15 protein-coding genes and 1 tRNA gene are annotated in these 14,713 nt (G+C 70.0%); 2 read left to right on the top strand and 14 right to left on the bottom strand.

Translation table 11 applies throughout. The features are described from left to right. Positions 1-203: 203 nt before the first annotated feature. The 9 genes from DAERI_RS19320 to DAERI_RS19280 form a co-directional block, all read right to left on the bottom strand. Positions 204-476, bottom strand: a complete 273-nt coding sequence (locus DAERI_RS19320; RefSeq protein ID WP_103131083.1) for a hypothetical protein — start codon at positions 474-476, stop codon at positions 204-206. Beyond that, positions 473-1,225 (bottom strand): sulfite exporter TauE/SafE family protein, encoded by a 753-nt coding sequence (locus tag DAERI_RS19315; RefSeq protein ID WP_103131082.1) that lies wholly within the window; start codon positions 1,223-1,225, stop codon positions 473-475. The genes DAERI_RS19320 and DAERI_RS19315 overlap by 4 nt, the downstream gene beginning before the upstream one ends. 190 nt (positions 1,226-1,415) lie before the next feature. After that, positions 1,416-2,375, bottom strand: a complete 960-nt coding sequence (locus DAERI_RS19310) for a VWA domain-containing protein (RefSeq protein WP_103131081.1) — start codon at positions 2,373-2,375, stop codon at positions 1,416-1,418. Positions 2,376-2,397: 22 nt separating this feature from the next. Then, positions 2,398-3,414, bottom strand: a complete 1,017-nt coding sequence (locus DAERI_RS19305) for a VWA domain-containing protein (RefSeq protein ID WP_103131080.1) — start codon at positions 3,412-3,414, stop codon at positions 2,398-2,400. After that, positions 3,411-4,379 carry a DUF58 domain-containing protein gene (locus DAERI_RS19300; RefSeq protein ID WP_103131079.1) on the bottom strand — a complete coding sequence of 323 codons (969 nt, stop codon included), beginning with the start codon at positions 4,377-4,379 and terminating at the stop codon, positions 3,411-3,413. Before DAERI_RS19300 ends, DAERI_RS19305 begins: the two co-directional genes overlap by 4 nt. Further along, positions 4,366-5,424, bottom strand: a complete 1,059-nt coding sequence (locus DAERI_RS19295; RefSeq protein WP_103131078.1) for an AAA family ATPase — start codon at positions 5,422-5,424, stop codon at positions 4,366-4,368. Before DAERI_RS19295 ends, DAERI_RS19300 begins: the two co-directional genes overlap by 14 nt. Next, positions 5,424-5,852, bottom strand: a complete 429-nt coding sequence (locus DAERI_RS19290) for a hypothetical protein (RefSeq protein WP_103131077.1) — start codon at positions 5,850-5,852, stop codon at positions 5,424-5,426. The genes DAERI_RS19295 and DAERI_RS19290 overlap by 1 nt, the downstream gene beginning before the upstream one ends. 234 nt (positions 5,853-6,086) lie before the next feature. Beyond that, positions 6,087-6,416, bottom strand: a complete 330-nt coding sequence (locus DAERI_RS23350; protein ID WP_369689482.1) for an HNH endonuclease signature motif containing protein — start codon at positions 6,414-6,416, stop codon at positions 6,087-6,089. 292 nt (positions 6,417-6,708) lie between these two features. Next, positions 6,709-6,783: transfer RNA gene (locus DAERI_RS19280), tRNA-Ala, on the bottom strand. Between the two features lie 96 nt (positions 6,784-6,879). Here DAERI_RS19280 and DAERI_RS19275 point away from each other — a divergent pair. Next, complete coding sequence (locus DAERI_RS19275; protein ID WP_103131075.1) at positions 6,880-8,202, top strand: CCA tRNA nucleotidyltransferase; 1,323 nt, start codon at positions 6,880-6,882, stop codon at positions 8,200-8,202. Between the two features lie 37 nt (positions 8,203-8,239). Further along, positions 8,240-9,691, top strand: a complete 1,452-nt coding sequence (locus DAERI_RS19270) for a glycoside hydrolase family 13 protein (protein WP_103131074.1) — start codon at positions 8,240-8,242, stop codon at positions 9,689-9,691. A gap of 66 nt (positions 9,692-9,757) precedes the next feature. Here DAERI_RS19270 and DAERI_RS19265 read toward each other — a convergent pair whose 3' ends face one another. The 5 genes from DAERI_RS19265 to DAERI_RS19245 form a co-directional block, all read right to left on the bottom strand. Continuing rightward, positions 9,758-10,597: a carbohydrate ABC transporter permease gene (locus tag DAERI_RS19265; RefSeq protein ID WP_103131073.1), complete on the bottom strand. Its 840-nt coding sequence runs from the start codon at positions 10,595-10,597 to the stop codon at positions 9,758-9,760. Between the two features lie 20 nt (positions 10,598-10,617). Continuing rightward, positions 10,618-11,541 carry a carbohydrate ABC transporter permease gene (locus DAERI_RS19260; protein ID WP_103131072.1) on the bottom strand — a complete coding sequence of 308 codons (924 nt, stop codon included), beginning with the start codon at positions 11,539-11,541 and terminating at the stop codon, positions 10,618-10,620. 145 nt (positions 11,542-11,686) lie between these two features. Next, positions 11,687-13,132: an extracellular solute-binding protein gene (locus tag DAERI_RS19255; RefSeq protein WP_103131071.1), complete on the bottom strand. Its 1,446-nt coding sequence runs from the start codon at positions 13,130-13,132 to the stop codon at positions 11,687-11,689. Positions 13,133-13,317: 185 nt separating this feature from the next. Next, positions 13,318-14,409: a PQQ-dependent sugar dehydrogenase gene (locus tag DAERI_RS19250; RefSeq protein ID WP_103131070.1), complete on the bottom strand. Its 1,092-nt coding sequence runs from the start codon at positions 14,407-14,409 to the stop codon at positions 13,318-13,320. Between the two features lie 56 nt (positions 14,410-14,465). Next, entirely contained in the window at positions 14,466-14,708 is a 243-nt protein-coding gene (locus DAERI_RS19245; RefSeq protein ID WP_103131069.1) for a hypothetical protein, read from the bottom strand. Positions 14,709-14,713: the final 5 nt, after the last annotated feature.

Genomic DNA, 14,713 nt, shown 5'->3' with positions numbered 1-14,713 from the left:
TGAACTTCTTTCGCGGCCCCACTCCCTTATGACTAGACAGGAGCGCCTTTTAGATCGCCTTTACGAAGTGAGCAAGTTGCTGAAGAGGAGTACATTAGGGACAAACCCCTCAGCTCCTTCTTTTTTCTCCTGCTCCCCCACAGCCGGAAGTAGACCCGGTTGGAGCGAAGCGCCCACCGTTCAGGCTGGGCGTTTCTTGCGGTTCAGATAAAACTCTTGACGATGTACACGGCGGCGAGCCCGCCCAGCGCCGCGAGCGCCCCGATGCTGAGGCGGCGGTCCCGGTTCCAGGCGGCCACGGCGACCCAGACGGCGGCGAGGACGGGCACCAGGCCCACCCACGAGACGCCGACGAAGGCCAGGCCGGGGAACAGCACGCCGAGCGCGAGGAGCCCCACAGCGACCCAGAAGCCCGCCGGGTAGAGCCAGGCGGGGAGACCCGCGAGTTCGGTGTCCCTCGGGCGCTCGGGCGTCATCCGTGCCCCCAGTATTTCCAGAGGAGTTGCCCCGCCGTGAAGATCAGGAGCAGGCTGAAAAACAGCTTGAGCCCCGCGGCGGGAATGCGGCTTTGCAGGCTAGCCCCCGCCCGCGCCCCCACGAGGACGCCGAGCGCCACCCCCGCCGCCAGCCGCACGTCGAGCAGCCCGCCCGCCTGGTACACCAGCGCGTTCCCCACCGCAGTCAGCCCCATGATGAAGGTGCTCGTCGCAATCGCCTGCCGAATGGGCACGCCCGCCAGCAGGTTGAGGACGGGCACCTGCACGGTCCCGCCCCCGATGCCCAGCAGGCCACTCATGATCCCCGCGAAGGTCATCGCGGGGGGCACGAGGCGGCTCGGTTCGCGCTCGACCTCCACCCGCCTCAACCCCCGCAGCAGGTTGTACGCGGAGTACAGCAGCAGCAGGGAGAACACCGTCGCCACCGCCCGCGCGGGCAGCACCAGCCCCAGGAAGGAGCCCACCGCGCCCCCCAGGATGGTGTACGGCGAGAGCAGGTAACCCGTCCGCGCCCGCACCAGGCCCTGCTGCAGGTAGCTCGCCGCGCCGCTCAGCCCCACCGCCAGCACCCCGATCTGGGACACGGCGACCGCCTGCTGAATCGTGATGGGGTGGCCGAACTGCGGCAGCACGAACTCCAGCGCGGGCACGACGACCACGCCCCCGCCCAGCCCCAGGATCGCGCCCAGCACCCCGGCGAGCAGGCCGACACCGATCACGGCCAGCATCAAGAGAGGATCACGGGAGGGAGGCTAACACGGGCGGGGAGCGCGGGAAACCGGGCCTTTCTTCAGCAACCGGGCAACGGCAAGAGCCTCGGGTTCCTGGCGGGTCGGGGGCGCACCCGGCTCCCCTCTCAAGGGAGCGAACTGAGGGGTAGAGCGGGGCGGGCCAGCACGGCGTGACCCACCCCGTTCCTCAGAGAATGCGCCTCGTCACCAACTCCGACACCCCCAGGCTGCCCAGCAGCACCAGCCCGGCGAGCGCGGCGAGGAAGCCCGAGACCTCGCGCGCCTGCACGGTCCAGCCCAGCGAGCGGCCCAGCTCGCGGTAGATCGAGCTGAGCTGGGAGGCCGAGCGCGCCTCGGAGTAGTGGCCCCCGGTGGCGGTGGCGATCCCCTTGAGGGTGTCGGCGTCGAAGCCGCCCTGAAAGCTGTTCCAGCGGTTGCTGCGCAGGTCGCCGCCCACGGTGCCCAGCCCCACGGTGTAGACCTTGACCCCGAGCTTCTTGGCCTGGGCCGCCACCTCAAGGGGATCGCTGCCCGTGTTGTTGCGCCCGTCGGAGAGGAGGACGATGGCCGCCGGGGGCCGGTCCTGGGCGTTCGCCGCCGCCTTGGCATCCCGCCCCGGGAGGGCCTGGAGCGCCGTCCGCAGCCCGTCCCCGATGGCGGTGCGGGGCGCCACGGTCAGGCTGTCGATGGCCGCGAAGACCCGGTCGTGGCGGGAGGTCGGCGGGGTGTGGAGGACCGCGTCCCCGGAAAAGGAGACCAGGCCGACCCGCGCGCCGGACGGCAGCGCCCTCACGAAGCGCCGGGCGGCCTCCTGCGCGGCGACGAAGCGGCTGGGCTCGATGTCCTGGACCTCCATCGAGCGCGACACGTCGATGGCGAGCATGATCGAGGTGCGGTTGTCGGGCAGCGGCAGCGGCGCGGTGGGCCGGGCCAGGGCGAACAGCGTCAGGGTCAGGGCGCCCAGGTACAGCAGCGCGGGGAGGTGGCGCCTGAGCGGGCGGGGGCGCGCCGAGGCCTGCGCGAGGAGCCGCAGGTCCGGGTGCAGGGCGGCCACCCGGGCGGGCCTGCCCAGCCCCCGCAGGTAGAGCCACACGAACAGGGGCAGCAGCGCCAGCGCGGCCAGCGCCCAGGGCCAGAGAAAGGTCATGGGGACACCTCCTGAGACACGTTCAAGGCACCCTCCGCTGCCAGCCCAGCGCCAGCCCGCCGCCCAGCAGCAGCAGCGCGGCGGCGAGGCCAGCCAGCGGGGCGGCGAGGCCCAGGTTGCCCGGCGACCAGCGCACCGCCGTGCCCAGATCGCGGTACAGCTCGCGCAGCCGCTCGGGGTCGGGCGGGGAGAGGAACTGCCCGCCCGTCAGGTCGGCGAGGCGGGACAGCTCGCGGGTATCGAAGGGCACGAACACGAGTTGCCCCTGCACCTGGCTGACCGCCCCGCCCTCCTGCCCGATGGCGACCGCGTACAGCTTGACCCGCTGGTCCGAGGCGAAGCGAGCGGCGAGGAGCGGGTTGGCCCCCCGGTTCGAGATGCCGTCCGAGAGGAGCAGGATCGCGCCCGGCGGGAGCGTGTCCGGGTCCACCGGCGCGGTGCCCGGCGCGGCTCCCGCCTGGGGCGGCAGTTCGAGCAGCTCGCGGGGCGGCACGACCTTCTCGCGCCCCGGCAGCGCCCGCACGCCGCTCACCAGCGCCCCCGCGAAGGAGGTGGCCTGGGCGGGTTTGACCCGGTTCAGCGCGTCGAGCACCTCCTGGCGGTCGGTGGTGGGCGGCACGAGCACCGAGGCGCGGTCGGAAAAGGTCAGGAACCCGATGCGGGTGGTGGACGGGGCCAGCCGCAGGAACTCGCGCGCCACCTCGCGGGCCGCCTCCAGCCGGGTGGGTTTGACATCGTCGGCGAGCATGGAGCGCGAGGCGTCGAGGGCGATCATCACCGAGGCCTGGTTGGTGGGCAACCGCAGGGTGGCGACGGGCTGGGCGGCGGCGAGCAGCAGCAGGGTGAGCGCGCCGAGTTGCAGGGCGAGCGGCCACCGGGAGCGCCCCGCCGCCCCACCCCGCAGCACCGAGCCCAGCAGGTGCGCGTCGGCATACGCCCGCGCCCGCTGCTCCCGCCGCCGCGCGGCCCGCCACAGCCCCCACACTGCCAGCGGCACGAGCAGCAACAGCCACAGCAGGGCCGGATAGGTCAGGGTCATGTGCGCCTCCCCCGTCTCGCCGCCGTGAAGCGCAGCAGGGGACCGACCGGGTCACGCTCGGTCCCCAGGTCGAGCAGGTCCACCTGCACGGAGGTCAGCGCCCGCCGCAGCGCCCCGTCGCGCTGGGCCACCAGCCGGGCATGGGCGGCCCGCACCCCCGGGTCGGAGGTGTCGAGCCACAGCTCCCCCCCCGTTTCCGGGTCCCGCAGCCGCAGCCCCCCCACGTCGGGGAGCACCCGCTCGGCGGGGTCCGACACGCGCACCGCGACCACGTCGTGCCGCTGCGCCAGCCGCCCCAGGGCCGTGGTCCAGCTCCCCGGGCCACGCGAGGCCTCCTCCAGGAAATCCGACACCACGAACACCAGCGACCGCCGCCGCAGGGTGCGCTCGACCGCCGTGAGGGCCTCGGCGAGGTCAGCGCTGCGATGAGTCTCTGGGCCGCCCGGCGTCTCGCGGGACAGCAGGCCAAGGACCGCGAGCGCCTGCGCCCGCCCGCCCCGCGGTGGGGTAAAGCCCGCCCGGGGGCCGAAGGTGATCGCCCCAACCTTGTCCCCGTGCCGGGCGATGACGAGGGCCGCCAGCCCCGCGAACTCCTTCGCCAGGTCCCGTTTGAGGACCCGCCGGGTGCCGAAGTCCATCGAGGCTGAGGTGTCGATGACCAGCCAGGCGGTCAGCTCGCGCTCCTCGCGGTACTGGCGGACGTGCAGGCGGCCACTTCGGGCGGTCACGTTCCAGTCGATCCGCCGCACCTCGTCGCCGGGCTGGTACTCGCGCACCTCGGCCAGATCCAGGCTGGGGCCGTAGAAGAGGCCGCGGTAGTCGCCGAAGAGCACCCCGTCCAGCCGCCGCACCACCCCGAACTCCAGCCGCCGCAGGAGCTGGGCGGGCCGCTCGGTCGGGGGGCGGGCCGGGGTGGGAGCGGGGGGCGGCGCGGTCACCCCCCGGCGGCGTCTAAGCAGGCTCATCGCGGGTCACCACCGGCGGGGCGGCGCCGTGCGGGTCGCCCAGGTGAACGCGCGGCAGCGGCACGGCGGCGATCAGGCGCCCGACCAACTCCTCCAGCCGCACCTCCTCCGCCAGCCCCTCGTACGAGAGCATGATGCGGTGGCGCAGCACCTCGGGGGCGAGGTCGCGCACGTCCTCGGGCAGGGCGTACTCGCGCCCCCGCACGATGGCGAGCGCCTTGGCCCCCAGGATCAGGTTCACGCTGGCGCGCGGGCTGGCCCCGTAGACGACCGAACGCCTGAGCTCGGACAGGCCGACGCTCGCCGGGTCGCGGGTCGCGCGGGCCAGCGTCACCGCGTACTCCACGACCGAGGGGTGGACATAGACCTGATCGGCCATCCGCTGCATCCCGCGCAGTTCCTCGCTGGAAAGCTGCACGTTGATGGGCTCGAACTTGTGCGAGACGCGCTCAACGACCGTCATCTCCTCGTGGAAGCCGGGGTAGCTCACGATGACCTTGAACATGAAGCGGTCGACCTGCGCCTCCGGCAGGAAGTAGGTTCCCTCCGACTCGATGGGGTTTTGCGTGGCGAGCACCAGGAAGGGGTCGGGCAGCGGGAAGGTCTGCGACCCGATGGTGACCTGGCGCTCCTGCATGGCCTCCAGCAGCGCGGACTGGATCTTGGCGGGCGCGCGGTTGATCTCGTCGGCCAGGATCAGGTTGGCGACCACCGGGCCGAGTTCGACCTCGAACGCGCCCGTCTTCTGGTTGTAGATGCGGGTGCCGATCAGGTCGGCGGGCACGAGGTCCGGCGTGAACTGGATGCGCCGGAAGGACGCCCCGATGGCCTGCGCGGTCGTGTGGATCGCCAGCGTCTTGGCGAGGCCCGGCACGCCCTCCACGAGCACGTGTCCGCGGGCGAGCAGGGCGACAAGCAGGCGTTCGAGCAGCAGATCCTGCCCGACGATAACTTTCTTGACCTCGAACAGCAGCGTTCGCAGCCGCGCGGAGGCGTCGATCACCGCCTGGGGCGGGAGCGGGGTCAGGGGAGCGGGGCCCGTCATCAGACCCTCAGCTCCGGCTGGGCGGGCGCGGGCTGCTCGGGCTGCGGGGCGGGCTGGTTGAAGGGTTGCAGCGGGATCAGCTCGTTGTCGCCGCCCGGCTGGCCGTTGCCGGGGGGCTGGGTGCCGGGCTGGAGGCGGTACATCTGCCCGTCCTTGAACATCAGCACGTTGCACTCTCCTTGTCCCGGCGCCTGGCCGGGTTGCTGGGGACCGGGGCGCTGGCCCTGCTCAGGCCCACTGTTCGGCCCGGGGACGAGCGGGATCAGCTCGCGGGGGTCGTCCGGGGCCTGGGTCGCCTGAACCGGAATGGGGCGCAGGAACGCGCTGGGGGTGTGGGCACCCGTGGCGGGAGCAGGCGCGCTCTGGCGGCCCGCCACGAAGCCCACCGCGAGCCCGCCGAACGCCAGCAGGGCGAGCAGGGGGTTCATGGGGACACCCGGGGATGAGGGAAAAACGCTCGGAACCGACGTTCTGAAGCGGTCACGCCAACCTCCTGGGGAGTGGGGAAAAGGGCGTAACCCACTCTAGGCTTTTCTCCTGGGAAAACCTTGAATTGGCGCACAGATTGGGGGGCGCACAAGGGGCCGGGTCGAGGGAGGCCGGGCAAACAGACGAACACCCGGCCTGGACCGGGTGCGATGCTCGTCCTGTTTGGTGGAGCCTCAGGCGATGTTCGGAGAGGCAGCCACCCGTGTCCGCATCGTCTGCTTCGGGGCGAACTTCCCCGTTCTCGTCGTGAAGTGCTGGACCGCGTGACAGGTGGGACATAGGACCTGCAAGTTGCTGGGATGGTTGTTGGTGCGGTCGCGGTCTATATGGTGGACCTCCAGCACTCCAGGCACGGCGCTGTACCCGCAAAGCTCGCATTTCGCCTCACGTCCACGCAGGGCAATCTGGCGGTAGTGATGACTCCCATCCCCGTACCGGCTGATCTCAAGGACTCCCGATTCCAGGGATTGAGCCTTCTCCTTGCATGTTCTATTGCAGAACATCAGCCCACTCCTGCTCGCTGCCCGCTTGGACCTCATGCGGTAAAACGCCGCACCGCAGTATGCACAGGAGCAGTTAGGCTCTTTTGGTATGGGGTCACGCCACTGATGCTGAGCCGAACACGCTCTGGAACAGAACTTGCCGTATCCCCGATTCACTTCACGGAGGGGCGCATCAAATTCGCGCCCACATTTCAAACACTTCCGCAACATGACCTACTCTACGCCGTCCAACATATGCCGAGACCACAGCAAATACAAAAAGGGCCACGGCAATCGCGGCCCTTCTGTTTGATGGTGGAGGTTGAGAGATTCGAACTCTCGACCTGAGCCTTGCAAAGACCCCGCTCTCCCGCTGAGCTAAACCCCCCGGCGGCGCTCAGGCTAGCAGGTGCGGCCCGGGGAGGCAAGGCTTAGGCCAACACGCCGACAGTCCTGCCGGGGCTGCCCCGCTAGCATGTCCCCCATGTTCCGCCGCCGCCCTCCCCTGCCCGCCTTTCCGCCCGGCGCCCTGCTCGTTGGCGGCGGGGCGCGCGACTGGCTGCGGGGGGTGCGGCCCAAGGACTTCGACTGGGCGGTGCCGGACCCGGAGGCGGCGGCCCGGGAGGTGGCAGCCCGGCAGGGCGGGGCGGCCTTCCCGCTCGACGAGGAGCGCGGCTACTGGCGGGTTCACCTGCCGGAGGGGGTGCAGCACGATTTCGTGCCCCTGCCGGGGGATGTGATGGACGATCTGCTCCGGCGCGACTTCACCGTGAACGCGCTGGCGCTCATGGCAGATCGGCAGGTTCTCGACCCCACCGGCGGGCAGGCTGACCTGCGCGCACGGCGGCTGCGGATGGTCTCGGAGGCGAATCTGCGGGACGACCCCCTGCGGGCGTGGCGGGCGGCTCGTTTCGAGGTCACGCTGGGCTTTCGGCTGGAGGCGGCGACGGAGGCGGCGGTCCGGCGGGTCGCGGCTGAGCTTTCGGCAGGCCTGCTGCCCATGCCCGCACCCGAACGGATACGTGACGAGCTGCATGCCCTGCTCAGCCATCCCGACGCGGCGCGGGGCATCTGGCGCCTGGAGGAGCTGGGCCTGCTCGCCCTCACCCTTCCCGAGTTGCGCGAGGGCATCGGCGTCACCCAGGGCGGCTTTCACCACCTCGACGTGTTCGCGCACGGGGTGGAGGCGCTGCACCAGCTCCTGGCCCGCTTTCCCGACGCTGGCCTGCCGCTGCGCTGGGCCACCCTGCTGCACGACGTGGGCAAGCCGCGCGCCCGGGGGGTGAACCCGAAGTCGGGGCGCACCACCTTCTACGAGCACGACAGGATCGGCGCGGCGCTGACGAAGGCCATCCTGACGCGCCTGCGCCTGCCCTCGGCGGAGGTGGAGCGGGCCGCCGCCCTGGTCCGGGCGCACATGGCGCCCCTCCCGGCGGGCGAGCGGGAGGCCCGGCGCTTCGTCCACCGCCGCCGCGAGTTGCTGCCCGACCTGCTGCGCGTGATGCTCGCCGACCGCGAGGCCGCGCGGGGGCCGCAGAGCCACCCTGCCATCCGGCACGCCTACGCCCGCGCGATGGACCGGGTGCTCGGGGCGCTGGAGGAGCAGCCCGCCGCCCCCCGTCCCCTGCTCACCGGTGAGGACGTGATGGCCCTGCTGGACATTCCCCCCGGTCCCGCCGTCGGGGAGGCGCTACGGGCCGTGGCGGAGGCGCAGGCGCTGGGCGAGGTGCGGACGGCGGAGGAGGCGCGGGCCTTGTTGCTCGGGCGGGAGGACGCGGCTTCTTCCAGCGGGCCGCCGCACCTTTGATTTTCTTGTAGCGGTCGCCCGGCTATCCTGGCCGGGCATGTCGCCCTCCGAGCAGCCGCACCCCACCACGCCCGAATGGGTCAAGGACGCCGTCTTCTACCAGATCTTCCCCGACCGCTTCGCCCGCAGCGGGCGCGTGACGGGCCTGAACCTCCAGCCGTGGGGCAGCCCGCCGCAGGTTCACGGGTACATGGGCGGCGACCTGTGGGGGGTGACGGAAAAACTGGACCACATCGCGGCGCTCGGGGTCAGCGCCATCTACTTCTGCCCGGTGTTCCAGTCGGCCTCCAACCACCGCTACCACACGCACGACTACTACCGGGTGGACCCCATGCTGGGCGGGAACGAGGCGCTGCGGGCGCTCATTGACGCGGCGCACGAACGGGGCATCCGCATCGTGCTGGACGGGGTGTTCAACCATGCCAGCCGGGGCTTTTTCCAGTTCAATGACCTCTTGGAGCAGGGCGAGGCGAGCGCCTACCGCGACTGGTTCCACGTCTCGGGCTGGCCGCTGCACGCCTACGACGACGCGGGACCCGCGAACTACCACGCCTGGTGGGGCATCCGCGCGCTGCCCAAGTTCAACACGTCCACCCCCGCCGTGCGTGAGTTCCTGTGGGACGTGGGCGAGTACTGGATGCGCTTCGGGATCGACGGCTGGCGGCTGGACGTGCCCAACGAGATCGACGACGACGAGTTCTGGCGCGAGTTCCGCCGCCGGGTGAAGGCCGTAAATCCTGAGGCTTACATCGTGGGCGAACTCTGGGGCGACGCGCACCGCTGGCTGCAAGGGGACCAGTTCGACGCCGTGATGAACTACCACTTCACCCGGCCCTGCCTGGCCTTCTTCGGGGCACGCACCCTCCAACAGGCCGCGAACGAGTACAGCGGCCTGGGGCACATCGAGCCCATGGACGCCGCCACTTTCGCCCGCCGGATGGAGGAGGTCACCCGGCTGTACCACCCCGAGATCGTCCGGGCGCAGCTCAACCTCCTCGACTCGCACGACACGGCCCGTTTCCTGACGGCGGCGGGGGGGGACGCGACGGCCTTTCGCCTCGCCTCCGTCTTTCAGATGACCTACGTGGGCGCGCCGTGCATCTACTACGGCGACGAAGTGGGCCTGCCCGGTGGGCACGACCCTGACTGCCGCCGCGCGTTCCCCTGGCAGGACGAGGCGAGCTGGGACTGCGAGACGCTGGGCTTGCTGCAACGGCTGACGAAGGCCCGCCACGCCACCCCCGCCCTGCGCCGTGGGGAGTTCCACATCACCCACGCCGGGGGGGACGAACTGGTGTACGTGCGCGAACATGAAAGCGGCGACGCTCACGTTGCGATCAACACGGGCCTCACGCCCGCCCATCTGCCCCTGAGCCGCGTGAAGCCTGGACGTTACTGCAACGCGCTGACGGGCTCCCACATTGAACTAACGGAGGGGACGCGGGTGGAAGTTCCGGCCCGGGGCGCGGTGGTCCTCGTCCGGGAGTGAGGGAGGCAAGGAGGAGGGGCGGGGAGATACCGACAACTCCCCGCCCCTTGCTCCCGCATTCGACGCCTACCCCTTCACCCCGCCGCTCGTCACGCCCTGGATGTAGTAGCGCATCAGGAAGGCGAAGAGCACGAGCAGGGGCACCGCCGCGAGCACGTAGGAGGCCATCAGGGCGCCGTAATTGGGCGTGACCGCCGTGGCCGCCCCGCCCCCCTGGAAGTTGACGAGCGCGACGGGCAGGGTGCGGTGCGCCTCGTCGAGCACGAGCGAGGGGAGCAGATACTCGTTCCACACCGGCACGAGGCGGATGATCGCCACCGAGATCAGCACGGGCAGGCTGATCGGCAGCACGATGCGGCGCAGCAGTTGCAGGTGCCCGGCGCCGTCCAGCCGCGCGGCCTCCAGCATGTCACGGGGAATCGCCTCGAACGCCGCCCGCAGCACCAGGATGGCGAAGGGCTGGCCGACCGCGACCGTGGGCAGGATGATCGCCAGGTAGTTGCTGGGCAGCGTCAGGTTGCGAATCTGCACGTACAGCGGGATCAGCGTCAGGAAGTCGGGCACGAGCAGCAGGGCGAAGGTCAGGGCGAACAGCAGGTGCCGCCCCGGAAAGTCCATCAGCGCGAAGGCGTAGGCGCTCAGCGAGGCCAGGATCAGCGTTGCCAGCACGCTCGTCACGGTGACGACCACCGAGTTGACGAGCGGGCCCTGAACCTGGGCCCAGGCGAGCGCATAATTCTCGGGATGCAGCCGGGTGGGGACGTTGAGGAGGTTCTCGGCGTACTGCACCCGGTCCTTGAAGGAGTTGACGGTCGTGAAGTACAGCGGAAAGAGGGCCAGCAGCCCCAGGGCGATGAGAATGGCCTGCCGCACGACCTCGCCCGCCGTAAAACCCGTACGCCCCACGCCGCCCCTCACGGTCCCCCTCACCGGTTCCCCCGGCTGATCAGGCGCGAGAGCAGCGTCAGCACGACCACCAGCAGCATCAGCAGGAAGGCAATCGCCATCGCGTAGCCGAAGTCACCGTCCCGCCTCGCCGTCTGGAACATCAGCAGCGCGGGCACCGTGGTCGCGTAGCCCGGGCCGCCCGAGGTCAGCACGAGCGGGCTGATGTAGTACTGCACGTTCCCGATGATCGCCAGCATGGCGATGAGGCCCAGTTGGGGACGCAGCAGGGGCAGGTCCACCCGCAGCACCCGCCGCAGCCCCGTCGCCCCGTCGATCTTGGCCGCGTCGAACACGTCCTCGGGGATGGCCTGGAGCCCCGCGTACAGCAGCAGGAAGTTGAAGGCGTCGATGTAGGGGAACCCCAGGAAGATCAGCGCGTACAGCGCCGTGTGGGGATCGCCGAGCCACTCGTGCCGCAGCCCGCCCAGGCCGACGGCGCCCAGAAGCTGATTGAGCAGCCCGTCACTGCGGTAGAAGTCGCCCCACACGAGCAGCAGCACCAGGGACGGAATCACGATGGGGATGACGAACAGGGTGCGGTAGGCGTACTGCCGCCGCCGCCCCCTCAGGTGAAAGACCAGCTCGGCGACGATCAGCGGCATCACGAGGGCGAGCAGGGTCCCCAGCACCACCCAGATGCCCATGTTCTTCGTCGCCTCGCCCATCACGGGGTCGGTCACCGCCCGCCGGAAGTTGTCCAGCCCGGTGAAGTTGGGCGTGTTCAGGCCGTCCCAGTCGGTAAAGGCGCGGGTCACGGCGATGTAAGCCGGGTAATAGGCGAAGTACCCCACCAGCAGCAGGGTCGGCAGCAGGAAGAGGTAGGCGGGCCAGTTCCGGCGCAGCCGCGTCAGGACGCTGCGGGAGGCGGCGGAACCGGAACGGAAACCGGGCAGGGCGGTCATGGGCACTCCTCGGGGGAGAAAGGCGGCAGGCCGGAGGGGCGCGCGGGGGCGTCTTCCGGCCTGCGGGTCAGGCGGCCCGGCCTATGGGCCAGGTGTGGCTGAGCGTCGTGAGCAGGTACGGACGGTCACACATCCCGGCTCCTCCTCAGTACTTCGACAGGTCGATCTTGTTCTTGCGGGCGTAATCCTGCGCCGCGCGGTCGAGCACCGTCTGCGCCTGTGCCTTTGCCTGGTCGAGCGTGATGTTGCCGCTGAGGTACAGCCCGAAGATGCGCTGCATGTCCACCCAGCCCAGATTCGCGGTGGCGGTCGCCGCCCCGATGGACCGCTCGGGCAGCTTGAGCTGCGCCGTGATCGCCCCCGCGTCGAAGTTGCTCAGGGCGAGCTTGACCGTCGTGCCGGGCCAGGTCGGGGCATAGGTGCCCTGCTCGGCGGTCAGGCGCTGGAGGTTTCTCGGCGTGCCGAAGAAGCGCATCCAGTCGATCACCGCCTCCGTCTTGCCCTTCTCGCGCATGGTCTTGTTCGACTGCGGCGTGCTCATCGCGTACTGGAAGCCACCCGTGCCCGCATAGGCGTTGGCGGTGTTCACGCCGGTCGCGTACCTGCTCTCGGCCTTGGAGAGCCTCGGGAAGTTGAAGGCCCCCACCGGGAACTTCACCCCGGCGTCCAGCATCTCGCGGACCTTGTAGCTGCCCTCGTAGAGCATCGCTTCCTTCTGCCCCACGAAGTCCTGGAAGGCGTCGTAGTTCTTGCCGGGGTCGGCGGCGAGGTAGTCCTTGGGCCAGGTGTCGGTGAACTGCTTGAAGACCGGCCACCACGACATGAAGCGGTCGTCCTTCGGCGTCAGGATGCCCTTGTGGATCGCCACCGCCTCGTCAAGCGGCGACTGACCGGGCAAGCCGTCGTAACCGGTGAGCTTCGCGTAGTCCTTCGAGTACAGGTCCGAGAGGAAATGGCGGCTCCACCACGGGTAGGCCGGGACCGCGTGCATGGGGTAGATGCCCGCCGCCTTGAGCTTCTTGGAGGCCGCGATGAGTTCGGGCCAGGTCGTCGGGACCTTGGTGATCCCCGCCTTTTTGAAGAGGTTCTTGTTGTAGAAGATGGTGTAAACGACCTTATCGCCGCTGAGGGTGTAAATCTGGCCCTGCGGCGTGCGGCTCTCGGCGAGCTGGGCCTTGTCCATCACGTCCTGCCAGGCCTTGTTGCCGGGAATGTAGGGGTTGGGCTGTTTGAAGTAGGGCGCGAGATCGGTCGCCACCCCCCTGGGCAGGGTGGAGTTCAGGTTGTAGGACTGCGCCCAGTAGATGTCGAAGAGTTCGCCCGCCGCCGCCTTGACGCGGATCATGGTGTTCGTGTCGGGGATGGGTTCCTCGTAGAACTTGATCTTGATGCCGGGGTACTTCTTCTCGTACTCGTCGGCGATCTGCTGAAAGACCTTGAGCTGGTTTTTCACGCCGGGGAAGTTGGGCGTGTAGTCGGCGGCGGCCATATAGATCGTGCCGCGCCAGGAGCCGGGCGCGGCACTCGCCATCGAGATCAGGGCGCTTGAACTCAGAAGCAGGGCGGTCGTCAGGGCAGTGCGGCGTTTCATAGGTCCTCCTCGGTCACATGCGGATGGGGGCAGCATAAAAAGGTCCGCCCCACCGAAATGCTGGATTTCCTACGACTTGGCGGCGGCGAAACAGGGCCACCTGTGCCCCGCCTCCTGCCGGTTGAGCCGGGCCGCCGCGGGGGATGAGGGGCGGGCGCTGGGCGGGGTCGGGCCGCTTCCCCGGGTCACTCCCCTACGTACTGGATGCGCCAGACCCGCCCCTCCCCGTCGTCCGTCAGCAGCAGCGACCCGTCCCGCGCCACCACGAGGTCCACCGGACGGCCCAGCACCCGCTGCCCGCTGAGGAAACCGGTCAGGAAGTCCGTCACCTTCCCGGTCTTCGGGTCCACCGTCACGACCTTGTAGCCGCTCTTGGTGCTGCGGTTCCACGAGCCGTGGAGGGCCGCGAACATTTGCCCCCGGTAGGCGCTGGGGAACGTTTTGCCGTCGTAAAAGGCCAGGCCCAGCGGCGCGGAGTGGGCGGTCGTCAGGGCGAAGGCGGGGGTGGCGTCCTGGCAGACGGCGGCGCTCTTCCGGCCGAAGTCCTTGTCCCACACCTGCGCCTCCCCGGCCCGGGTGGTGTAGCAGTACGGCCAGCCGTAGAAGCCGCCCGCCTTCGTGCGGTAGAAGCCCTCGGGCGGGAGATCGTCACCCAGCAGGTCGCGCCCGTTGTTGGTGGCGTAGAGCGCCCCGTCGTACCACTCCAGGCCCACCGGATTTCGCAGCCCGGTCGCGTAGGGTTTCCCATTCTTGCCGTCGGCGTCGTAGACCCACACGGCGGCGCGGCGCTTGTCGCTCTCCTCGCAGACGTTGCAACTGCTGCCGGTCGCCACGTACATCTTGCCGTCCGGGCCAAACACGACAGTTCGGGTCCAGTGCCCACCGCCTGCCGGAAGGTCCACGATTCTCTGCGGCCCCCCGCTCGCCTTCGTCTGCCCTGCCTTGTAGGCGAAGCGCACCACGCCGTCGGTGTTCGCCACGTAGAGGGAGCCGTCATGGAAGGCGAGGCCGTGCGGACGGTTCAGGCCGGAGGCGAAGACCGCCCTGCCGTCCGCCTTCCCGTCCCCGTTCTGGTCGGGCAGCACGGTGACCGTACCCGCCTGGGGGTCCGACACGAACACGTCGCCGTTGGGGGCCACCGCCATGAAGCGCGGCTGCTGGAAGCCCTCGGCGAACAGGGTCACCCGGAAGCCGTCCGGCGCCTTGAGGGTCGGCGTCTGCGCCAGCGCCCCACCCGCGAGGGCCAGCGCCCCCGCCGTCAACACTTGTTTCAGCATGAGGCCAGGAGAACACGCGGCGGTGAGAGGGGGCGGGGAGGCGGGTGAGGAAGCCGTCAGAGACGCGAGAGGGCGCCCGCCAGCAGTTGAACGGCGACCACGACCACGGCCACGAGCAGCACGCCCTGCAGGAAGGTCAGGCCGACGCCCGCGATGCTCCGCGCCCGCTGCGGATACGTGTCTCGGAACCAGAAGAAGGCCAGCCCCCAGACGAACAGCAGGAACGGGAAAAAGAGCGTCAGGACCAGCAACACAAATCGCTGTCCCGACGTGAGCGGGGCGTCATGGGCGGGAAACATGCCCC

The organism is Deinococcus aerius, from assembly GCF_002897375.1.
Taxonomy (GTDB): domain Bacteria; phylum Deinococcota; class Deinococci; order Deinococcales; family Deinococcaceae; genus Deinococcus; species Deinococcus aerius.
Note: the sequence above shows the minus strand (reverse complement) of the source record. Positions and strands in the feature narration are given on the sequence as shown.

Coding starts and splice junctions, on each gene's coding strand:
- DAERI_RS19310 (WP_103131081.1), bottom strand. CDS start 2,375: ATGACCTTTCTCTGGCCCTGGGCGCTGGCCGCGCTGGCGCTGCTGCCC.
- DAERI_RS19300 (WP_103131079.1), bottom strand. CDS start 4,379: ATGAGCCTGCTTAGACGCCGCCGGGGGGTGACCGCGCCGCCCCCCGCT.
- DAERI_RS23350 (WP_369689482.1), bottom strand. CDS start 6,416: ATGTTCTGCAATAGAACATGCAAGGAGAAGGCTCAATCCCTGGAATCG.
- DAERI_RS19305 (WP_103131080.1), bottom strand. CDS start 3,414: ATGACCCTGACCTATCCGGCCCTGCTGTGGCTGTTGCTGCTCGTGCCG.
- DAERI_RS19260 (WP_103131072.1), bottom strand. CDS start 11,541: ATGACCGCCCTGCCCGGTTTCCGTTCCGGTTCCGCCGCCTCCCGCAGC.
- DAERI_RS19255 (WP_103131071.1), bottom strand. CDS start 13,132: ATGAAACGCCGCACTGCCCTGACGACCGCCCTGCTTCTGAGTTCAAGC.
- DAERI_RS19275 (WP_103131075.1), top strand. CDS start 6,880: ATGTTCCGCCGCCGCCCTCCCCTGCCCGCCTTTCCGCCCGGCGCCCTG.
- DAERI_RS19315 (WP_103131082.1), bottom strand. CDS start 1,225: ATGCTGGCCGTGATCGGTGTCGGCCTGCTCGCCGGGGTGCTGGGCGCG.
- DAERI_RS19320 (WP_103131083.1), bottom strand. CDS start 476: ATGACGCCCGAGCGCCCGAGGGACACCGAACTCGCGGGTCTCCCCGCC.
- DAERI_RS19295 (WP_103131078.1), bottom strand. CDS start 5,424: ATGACGGGCCCCGCTCCCCTGACCCCGCTCCCGCCCCAGGCGGTGATC.
- DAERI_RS19290 (WP_103131077.1), bottom strand. CDS start 5,852: ATGAACCCCCTGCTCGCCCTGCTGGCGTTCGGCGGGCTCGCGGTGGGC.
- DAERI_RS19270 (WP_103131074.1), top strand. CDS start 8,240: ATGTCGCCCTCCGAGCAGCCGCACCCCACCACGCCCGAATGGGTCAAG.
- DAERI_RS19250 (WP_103131070.1), bottom strand. CDS start 14,409: ATGCTGAAACAAGTGTTGACGGCGGGGGCGCTGGCCCTCGCGGGTGGG.
- DAERI_RS19245 (WP_103131069.1), bottom strand. CDS start 14,708: ATGTTTCCCGCCCATGACGCCCCGCTCACGTCGGGACAGCGATTTGTG.